At 68.1% G+C, this 8,608-nt stretch carries 7 protein-coding genes and 2 pseudogenes; 2 read left to right on the forward strand and 7 right to left on the reverse strand.

The features are described from left to right. Positions 1 to 169 precede the first annotated feature (169 nt). Together phhA and hspQ are read right to left on the reverse strand one after the other, a co-directional pair. Positions 170 to 1,045, reverse strand: coding sequence for a phenylalanine 4-monooxygenase (phhA, locus tag VGB60_RS08540; RefSeq protein WP_331037845.1), 876 nt, complete (start codon positions 1,043 to 1,045; stop codon positions 170 to 172). A gap of 76 nt (positions 1,046 to 1,121) precedes the next feature. Next, positions 1,122 to 1,436, reverse strand: a complete 315-nt coding sequence (gene hspQ / locus VGB60_RS08545; RefSeq protein ID WP_331037846.1) for a heat shock protein HspQ — start codon at positions 1,434 to 1,436, stop codon at positions 1,122 to 1,124. A 147-nt stretch (positions 1,437 to 1,583) separates the two neighbouring features. On the opposite strand from hspQ, the gene VGB60_RS08550 reads away from it, so the two are divergent. Then, on the forward strand, positions 1,584 to 2,702 hold the full coding sequence (locus VGB60_RS08550) for a Ppx/GppA phosphatase family protein (RefSeq protein ID WP_331037847.1): 1,119 nt from the start codon (positions 1,584 to 1,586) through the stop codon (positions 2,700 to 2,702). On the opposite strand, the gene VGB60_RS08555 is transcribed toward VGB60_RS08550, so the two are convergent. The 5 genes and pseudogenes from VGB60_RS08555 to gyrA form a co-directional block, all read right to left on the reverse strand. Then, positions 2,695 to 3,588 (reverse strand): peptidylprolyl isomerase, encoded by an 894-nt coding sequence (locus tag VGB60_RS08555; protein WP_414644499.1) that lies wholly within the window; start codon positions 3,586 to 3,588, stop codon positions 2,695 to 2,697. The genes VGB60_RS08550 and VGB60_RS08555 overlap by 8 nt on opposite strands. 26 nt (positions 3,589 to 3,614) lie before the next feature. Next, positions 3,615 to 4,460, reverse strand: coding sequence for a peptidylprolyl isomerase (locus tag VGB60_RS08560; protein ID WP_331037849.1), 846 nt, complete (start codon positions 4,458 to 4,460; stop codon positions 3,615 to 3,617). A gap of 1 nt (position 4,461) precedes the next feature. Then, positions 4,462 to 4,944, reverse strand: coding sequence for a pantetheine-phosphate adenylyltransferase (gene coaD / locus VGB60_RS08565; protein WP_331037850.1), 483 nt, complete (start codon positions 4,942 to 4,944; stop codon positions 4,462 to 4,464). Positions 4,945 to 4,992: 48 nt separating this feature from the next. Beyond that, entirely contained in the window at positions 4,993 to 5,796 is an 804-nt protein-coding gene (locus VGB60_RS08570) for an aminotransferase class IV (protein ID WP_331037851.1), read from the reverse strand. 3 nt (positions 5,797 to 5,799) lie between these two features. Continuing rightward, positions 5,800 to 8,259 (reverse strand): annotated as a pseudogene (gene gyrA / locus VGB60_RS08575) (DNA gyrase subunit A); the annotation flags it as partial. On the opposite strand from gyrA, the pseudogene VGB60_RS08580 reads away from it, so the two are divergent. Next, positions 8,255 to 8,608: pseudogene (locus VGB60_RS08580) on the forward strand (DNA gyrase subunit A); the annotation flags it as partial. The pseudogenes gyrA and VGB60_RS08580 sit on opposite strands and share 5 nt — an antisense overlap.

The following is an 8,608-nucleotide window of genomic DNA, read 5'->3' on the forward strand; positions in this document are numbered from 1 at the left end:
TGGCCAACGCCCTGTTCGGCGGCACGGCGGAGTATGTCGCCCTGTGGTTCAAGGGCGCGGGGATGGAGGCGGTCTATTTCTGGTACGTCACCGGCATGATCGGCGTGTCGTTGCTGGTCTACATCTTCATGCGCGACACCAAGCGCAGCAGCCTGATCTCGCACGCGGACTAGGCGGCGAACCGGCCGCCATTTTCAGCATAGGCCTGGGTGCCGCGGGTGAAGACCCTGTCGTCCGGCAGGACAGTCTCGATTGGAATGGCCTCCGCGCCTTTCAGCCGCTCGTAGATGGGGCCGAAATCCTTCAGCGTCTCTCGCTTCAGCTGCTCGATGCCGTCGATGACAAAATAGACCTGCTGGAAGTCGTCGATCCGGTACAGGGTCCGCATCACGCGTTCGAGGTCGAAGCCCAGGCGGTTGGGAGACGGATCCTCCAGCGAGAAGACGCTCTCCGTGGCTGACGAGACGATGCCGGCGCCGTAGATCCGCAGCCCATCCGCATCCTGCATCAGGCCGAACTCGACCGTGTACCAGTAGAGGCGGGCGAGATTCTGAAGCATGCCCAGCGAGGCGGCGCGCTGCCCGCCCTTGCCGTAGGCCTCCATGTAGTCGGCGAAGTCGGGGTCGGTCAGCATCGGCACATGGCCGAACACGTCGTGGAAGATGTCCGGCTCCTGCAGATAGTCCAGCTGGTCCGGCTTACGGATGAACTGGCCCGACGGAAAGCGGCGGTTGGCGAGGTGGTCGAAGAAGACCTCGTCCGGAACCAGACCGGGCACGCACACGACGGTCCAGCCGGTCAGGGCCTGCAGCTTCGGATTCATGGTCGCGAAGTCGGGGATGCCGCCGGTGTTGAGATCCAGCGCCGTCAGCCCTTTCAGAAACACGTCGGCGGCCCGCCCCGGCAGGATTTTCATCTGCCGCGCGTAGAGGGTGTCCCAGGTGCGGTGCTCGACCTCGGTGTAGGACCCCCAAGCCTGCGGGATCGTCCAGTCCGCCGCGGCGCCTTCGGGCGGCTTGTCGAACACATGCTCGAAATCTGACATCCTGACGTCTCCGCAACCGGGCTCTGACCGACCCTTGCCGCCAATCTAGGGCTGCGCGGCCGGCTGCGCCAGCGCGTCAGTGGATGGCATGGGCCACGGGGGCGTGACGGCCGCGGGAATCAATCGTGAACCAACGCCGTTGCACCTCGCTGGTCAGCACGGCCTGTTCAGGATCAGGCTCCAGCACCGTTTCGGCGGCGTAGGCGATGAAGCCGCCGTCAGGCCCCATCGCCAGAACGCGGTAATAGGGCTGGTCCGGCGCGAACGATCCCGTCTCCGCCGGGGGACCGTCATAGCCCCCGTCGATGTCGATCACCACGCCGCGGAAGGCCGCGTCGCGGTGACGGACGATATGGCCGAGGGCGAATTTGGCGACGAGGTGCTGGCTCATGGCCGCATCATCGCTAAACCGACGTGAGCCCAAGGCGCGTCGACTCGTTCATTTTCGGGTCAGATGCGCTTGGCGTGGAGCGCGGGCCGGTTCTAGGATGCTCGGGACGGGCGCCGCTTCGGACCGCCCACCTTGAAAGTTCGGCCCATGCCGGAGACCGACGACGCGCCCCCGCGCGCCGACCGGTCCCAGCCTTCCCGAACCGGCAGACCGGGCGCCCGCAGCGGCGCCGGAGCCGGAGGGGACGGAGCAGGTCGCGAAGCGCCCCTCTATGGCGCTCTCGATCTGGGGACCAACAATTGCCGCCTGCTGATCGCGCGGCCGGCCCGCGACGGCTTCCGCGTGGTCGATTCCTTCAGCCGCATCGTCCGGCTCGGCGAGAACCTGTCGCGCACGGGTCAGCTAGACGTTGCGGCGATGGACCGGGCCTATGAGGCCCTCGCGCTCTGCGGTGAGCGGATCGCCCGCAAGGGACTGCCGTCCTCGAAGCTGATCGCCGTCGCCACCCAGGCCTGCCGTCAGGCCGGGAATGGCGAGGCCTTCGTCGAGCGAGTCCGGCTCGGCACGGGCCTGAAGCTGCGCATTATCGATCCCGCGGAGGAAGCTCGGCTGGCGGTGGAAGGCTGTCTCGACCTGTTTGACGCGTCAGCCGAGGCCGTCCTCGTCGTCGATGTCGGAGGCGGCTCCACCGAACTGAGCTGGATGAAGCGCCGCGGGCGAGCCGGCTTCGTGCTCGAGGGGTGGATGTCCGCGCCGGTCGGCGTCGTCACCCTGGCGGAACGGCATCCCGAACCTGAAGCCGGGCTAGACGGCTGGTATGAGGCGATGGTGGCCGACATGAGCGAGGCGCTCGCCGCCGCGCCGGTAAGCCCTGACCTGCGCCAGTTGTTCGCGAGCGGACGGGGCCACATGATCGGAACATCCGGGGCGATCACCAGTCTGGCGGGCATCCATCTGGGCCTTAAGCGGTACCAGCGGAACCTCGTCGACGGCCTGTGGATGACCAGTGGTGACTGCGGAAAGGCGGCGGAAACGCTGATGGCGCTTGGTCCCGCTGGACGGGCCGCGGAATCCTGCATTGGACCGGACCGCGCCGACCTCGTCCTCGCGGGGGCGGCTATCATGGAGGCGGTTCAGCGGGCCTGGCCGTCCGAGCGCGTGCGGGTGGCCGACCGGGGCCTGAGGGAAGGCCTCCTGCTGCAACAGATGCGCGCCGATCGCGCTCCCCGCCGGCGGCGGAGACGCAGACCCGGCTCGGCTAGTTGACGACCTGAACCGGCAGCGTCAGGTCGCAGACCGAGAAGTCCGCGCCCCGAGCCTGTCGCGTCTCCTCGACGAGCGCGCGGAAACGGGGCGAATCGGTCGCCAGAACCTGTACGCTTGGCCGCTCAGCCTCCGGAATGTCCGCGGCGACCCGAACGCGCGTCATTCGATCGGGCTGAGCCTGCGCCATCATTCCGTTCTCGCCGTCGCCCACCTGCAGCGACCGAAGAACGTCCAGCCCTGAAACCGCGGCGCCCCAGATGGTGTAGCGCTTGTCCAGCGCCGGGTAGGACTGGCGCATCAGGAAGAACTGGCTGTTGGCGGTGTCATTGCCCTCGTCGCGGGCCATGCCGGCCACGCCTGGACAGTACAGGCCCCAGGCGTGGACCTTGCCGTCGGCCGTCAGGGCGAACGCTGAGTCCGGCTGGGTCTGGACCGGCAGGGAGTGCAGAAAGCCGACCCGTGCGCCCGACGGCTCGGCGACGGCGGCGAACGGCATGGCTGCGTCGCGCCGGAAGGTGAACTCGGCTTTCAGATCGGGGAACGGGCTCTGTCCCTCGCCATTGCCGAGCGGGTCTCCGGTCTGCGCCATGAACCAGTCGATCACCCGATGCCACGGCACGCCGTCGTAGAACCCGCGCCGGGCCAGAAGCTTGATTCGCTCGACATGGAGCGGGGCGACCTCGGGGGCGAGTTCGACCAGTATCCGACCCTTGGTCGTGTCGAGGACCAGGAGAGACTCGGCCGAAACGCTCCGCCATTCCGGGGCGGGGATCGTGGTCTCGGCGGTCGGCGGAGGCGGCGGCGGGGGCGTGCCGCCGGCGTCCTGGGCGACTGATCCTCCCGCGCCCACCAGCGTCAGCGCCAAGGCGCCGCTCAGGACCTTCATCATCGCCTGTCTCCCCCGAAACCGTTTCAACCCGTGACTTCCGCCGGCGGCTGCACATCGCAGACGGTGAAGGCCGCGCCCTTCTCGGCCCGCCTCTGCTCGACCATCGTCAGGAAGGCGGGGCTGGCGCTGGACATGACGCGAACCGACGGCCTTGCGGCCGGCGGCAATGCGGCCGCCGTACGGGCGCGAGTCATCACATCCGGATCCGCCACCTGCCCATTGCCCGCCGGCGTCCCCGCCTTGAGCGCCTTGACCACGTCGAGGCCGGATACGACCCGGCCGAAGGCGGTGTAGAGCCCGTTCAGAGTGTCGTTGGCCCCCGTCATGAGGAAGAACTGGCTGTTGGCGCTGTTCGGGTCCTGATTGCGCGCCATGCCCGCCACGCCGTCGCAGAACAGCGCCTGCGCCGCGGTTTTGAAGTCGGCGGTGACCATCATCTGGGCGTCCGGCTGGGTGAAGATCGGCATCGATCCCGCCACGCCGAGCTGACCGCCCGGAGCCGCCACCAGACTCACGAACCCCAGATCGCGGCCCCGGCGGAACTGGAACTCACCCGCCAGGTCCGGCAGCTCGCTGCCGCCCTCGCCGGTCCCCAGCGGATCCCCGGTCTGAGCCATGAATCCGGGCAGGACGCGGTGGAATTTCAGCCCGTCGTAGAAGCCCTGGTCCGCCAGGGTCCGTACGCGCTCGACCGACCTTGGGGCGACCCGAGGGTCCAGCTCGACGAGAATCCGGCCCTTGGCGGTCTCGATGACGAGAAGATTCTCCGGCGCGACCGTGCGCCACTCCTCGACGGACTGACCCACGGCCGGCGCACCGGCCAAAAGCGCCGCCAACAACGCCGCGGCCGCGGTAATCCTGAGCGTCATTCTAAGCCTTGACCTTGGCCCGCACCGCCTGAGCGACGGCGGGGCTGACGAAACTGTCGATCGCGCCGTCCAGCCGGGCGATCTCCTTGACCAGCCGCGAAGCGATCGCCTGATGCCGCGGGTCGGCCATCAGGAAGACCGTCTCGATGTCGGCATTGAGGCGCTGGTTCATCGCCGTCATCTGGAACTCGTATTCGAAGTCGGCGACGGCGCGCAGACCGCGCACGATGATGCTGGCGTCCAGCTCTTCGGCGAAATGCATCAGAAGGCTGGAGAAGGCGCGGACCTCGACCTTTCCGCCCAGATGCGCGACTTCGGCGCGCACCATTTCGACGCGCTCGTCCGTGCTGAACAGCGGGCCCTTGTCGTCGTTGCGGGCTACCCCGATGACCAGCCGGTCGACCAGCTTCACCGCGCGACCGATGATGTCCATATGCCCGTTGGTGACCGGGTCGAACGTGCCGGGGTACAGACCGATGCGCATGTGAGTCCCCCCCGCTGCGATTGGTTTAGCAGGCGCCGCGCGAACAGCCTAGATCGGCTGCGGCGGGTTCGAAGCCCATGCGGCGCGAGGGCGGTCGATGGTCTCCGCCGACGTCGCGAACGCGTGGTCGCCGATGGAGGCCACGGCGCAGGCCGGGGTGGCGCTGTTGCAGAGAAAGGCGCCGTCGAAATGCGCCAGTTCCCCGGCATGCACCGCCCCGGTGCGTCCCGTGAGACCAGACCCGCCCAGGCCTTGATGCACCAACGCCTGGGCGACTCCCGCCAGCATGGGCGCCTGCGGCCAGATCACTTCGTCGCCTGAGAGAAAACCGATATTCCAGAGGCTTCCCTCTGAGACATAACCTTCGGCGTCCACGAACAGGGCGTCGTCGAAGCCCGCGGCCTGCGCGGCGCGGCGGGCGCGGATCAGGCCGAACGTCGCCACATGTTTCAGGTGCGGCGCCTCCCGGACATAGGTTTGCAGTTGCAAGCGCACGCTGTCGGCGAGCGGCGATGGAGGCGGCGACGCCGCAATCATCACCTTGGGCCTCCCGATCCAGCCGGGCGTCCGCGGCCCGATCTCCGGCGAAAAGAGGCTGACCCGCAACCAGCAGTCCTCCCGCTCCCCCACCGCCGTCCGGATCAGCCCGCGCAGACGGGTCTCGCCGACCGGTTCCCCGAACAGCTCGACCGCCTCGGCCTCCAGTCGCGCCAGGTGAAGATCCAGCCCGCGGACGCCGCCCTGCTCCATGCGGAACGAGGTGTAGGCCCCATAGTTGACCAGCGCGACATGGGTCAGATCGTCGAGCGTAGCCGGCGCGCCGTCGACACTGAGTTCAACGGCGCCCGCCATGGATCAGCTTTCGCCGCCCTCGCCGTCCGCCTCGACTTCGACAGTTCCGTCGTCAGCGCCGCCGCTGTCCGGCAGGCGTTCGACCGAGACAACCCGCTCGCCTTCCGAGGTCCGGAAGATGGTCACACCCTGGCTGGCCCGGCCGACGATGCGGACCTGACTGACCGGGGTGCGGATCATCTGGCCGCCGGAGGTGACCAGCAGCAGGTCGTCCGTGTCCTCGACCGGGAAGGAGGCCGCGAGACGCTTGCCCGCGCGACCGCCGAGACCATGGGCCGTGAGCCCCTGCCCGCCCCGACCGGTGCGGCGGTACTCATAAGCCGACGAGCGTTTGCCGAAGCCGGTCTCGGTGACCGTCAGGATGTACTGCTCGGCCGCGCCCAGCTGCGCGATCCGATCGACACTCAGCGCGGCGTCGACGGCGACCTCCGTCTCATCCTCGGGTTCGACGACGGGCGTGTCGTCCTCGCCTTCGCCGGTCGCCCGACGCATGGCGGTTGCGTGTTTCACATAGGCCGCCCGTTCGTCCGGCGTTGCGTCGACCCGGCCCAGCACGGCCATGGAGATGACCTCGTCGTCCTTCTGCAGGCGCACGCCGCGGACGCCAGTGGAATCCCTGCCCTTGAAGACCCGCACATCGTCCGCCTTGAACCGGATGGCGCGGCCGAGCGCGGTTGTCAGCATGACGTCGTCTTCGGCCGTACACAGGGCGACGCCGACCATGCGGTCGCCGTCTTCCAGCTTCATGGCGATCTTGCCGGCCCGGTTGACGGTGGCGAAGTCGCTGAGCTTGTTGCGTCGCACGTCGCCCGAGCGGGTGGCGAACATGATGTCGAAGTTGGCCCAGTCCGCCTCGTCCTCGGGCAGGGGCAGCACGTTCATGATGCTGTCGCCCGGCTCGATCGGCAGCAGGTTGACGAAGGCCTTGCCGCGCGACTGCGGATTGCCCAGCGGCAGCCGCCAGGTCTTCAGCTTGTAGGCCTTGCCGTTGGTGGCGAAGAACAGCACCGGCGTGTGGGTCGAGGCGGAGAACACGCCGACGACGGCGTCGTCCTCCTTCATCGCCACGCCCGAGCGGCCCTTGCCGCCGCGGTGCTGGGTCCGATAGGCGTTCAGCGCCACCCGCTTGACGTAGCCGCCGTGGGTCACGGTGACGACCATGTCCTCGCGCGGGATCAGGTCCTCGTCCTCGAGCTCGAAATCGCCCTCGCCGATGACGGTGCGGCGCGGTACGGCGAACTCGTCCTTCACCGCCAGCAAATCCTCACGGATGACGGCGATGATGTTGGCGCGGTCGCTGAGAAGGGTCAGGTGGCCCTGGATGGTGTCGGCCAGGCTGCGGGCCTCGCCGAATATGTCGTCGCGGCCGAGGCCGGTCAGGCGGCTGAGCGTCAGGGCGAGGATGGCGCGCGCCTGTTCGTCCGTCAGGTTCAGCTTGTCGCCGTCAACCAGCATCGAGCGCGGATCCGCGATCAGCTCGATTAGGGCGATCATGTCGCCGACGGGCCAGCTCTTGGCCTGCAGCCGCTCGCGCGCCTCGGTCGGATCGGCCGACGAGCGGATGATGTGGATGACCTCGTCGATGTTGGCGACTGCCACGGCCAGACCGACCAGCACGTGGCCGCGGTCGCGGGCCTTGGCCAGTTCGAACTTGATGCGGCGGACGACCACCTCTTCCCGGAACTCGAGGAAGGCTTCCAGCAGCTGCCGCAGGCCCATCTGCTGGGGCCGGCCGTGGTTCAGCGCCAGCATGTTGACGCCGAACGAGCTCTGCAGGGCGGTGAAGCGCCATAGCTGGTTCAGCACCACGTCGCCGGAGGCGTCGCGCTTCAGCTCGATGACCATCCGCATGCCATCGCGATCGGATTCGTCGCGGACGTCGGAGATGCCCTCGATGCGCTTTTCGCGCACCATCTCGACGATGCGCTCGATCAGGGTCTGCTTGTTCACCTGATAGGGCAGCTGGGTGATGACGATGGCTTCGCGGTCCTTGCGGATCGTCTCTATGGTCGCGACGCCGCGGACCATAACGGAGCCCCGGCCCTCGCGCAGGGCGTTGCGCGGCGCGGTCCGGCCCATGATCTCGCCGCCGGTCGGGAAGTCAGGCCCCGGCACGATGTCGAGGATGGCGTCGTCGGAGATGTTCGGATCGTCCAGCAGCGCCACGGCGGCGTCGACGATCTCGCCCAGGTTATGGGGCGGGATGTTGGTCGACATGCCGACGGCGATGCCGCCCGCGCCGTTCACCAGCAGGTTCGGAATGCGCGCCGGCAGGACGACCGGCTCCTGCTCCTTGCCGTCGTAGTTGTCCTGAAAGTCGACCGTGTCCTTGTCGATGTCCGTCAGCAGCGCCGTCGCCGCGCGCGTCATCCGGCTCTCGGTGTATCGCATCGAGGCGGGCATATCGCCGTCGACCGAGCCGAAGTTACCTTGGCCGTCCACGAGGGTCAGGGCCATCGAGAACGGCTACACGCCCGACCGGCCGTACCGGAAGTCGGCGCGCATCGTCGGCGACGTGATCGGTAAGTACCATCCGCACGGCGACCAATCGATCTACGACGCCCTCGTCCGCATGGCGCAAGACTTCTCGATGCGCCTGATGCTCATCGACGGGCAGGGCAATTTCGGCTCCGTCGACGGCGATATGCCGGCGTCGATGCGATACACCGAGGCCCGGATGGCCCCGGCGGCCTCGGCCCTGCTGACCGACATCGACAAGGACACCGTCGACTTCCAGCCGAACTACGACGAGAAGGAGCTTGAGCCGGTCGTCCTGCCGGCGCGCATTCCGAACCTGCTGGTGAACGGCGCG

This window comes from Brevundimonas sp. (genome assembly GCF_036399195.1).
GTDB lineage: Bacteria > Pseudomonadota > Alphaproteobacteria > Caulobacterales > Caulobacteraceae > Brevundimonas.

Bases quoted from the DNA above. Each gene is read 5' to 3' on its own strand.
- VGB60_RS08550 (WP_331037847.1), top strand. From the start codon at position 1,584: ATGCCGGAGACCGACGACGCGCCCCCGCGCGCCGACCGGTCCCAGCCT.
- coaD (WP_331037850.1), bottom strand. From the start codon at position 4,944: ATGCGCATCGGTCTGTACCCCGGCACGTTCGACCCGGTCACCAACGGG.
- hspQ (WP_331037846.1), bottom strand. From the start codon at position 1,436: ATGAGCCAGCACCTCGTCGCCAAATTCGCCCTCGGCCATATCGTCCGT.
- VGB60_RS08560 (WP_331037849.1), bottom strand. From the start codon at position 4,460: ATGACGCTCAGGATTACCGCGGCCGCGGCGTTGTTGGCGGCGCTTTTG.
- VGB60_RS08555 (WP_414644499.1), bottom strand. From the start codon at position 3,588: ATGAAGGTCCTGAGCGGCGCCTTGGCGCTGACGCTGGTGGGCGCGGGA.
- phhA (WP_331037845.1), bottom strand. From the start codon at position 1,045: ATGTCAGATTTCGAGCATGTGTTCGACAAGCCGCCCGAAGGCGCCGCG.
- VGB60_RS08570 (WP_331037851.1), bottom strand. From the start codon at position 5,796: ATGGCGGGCGCCGTTGAACTCAGTGTCGACGGCGCGCCGGCTACGCTC.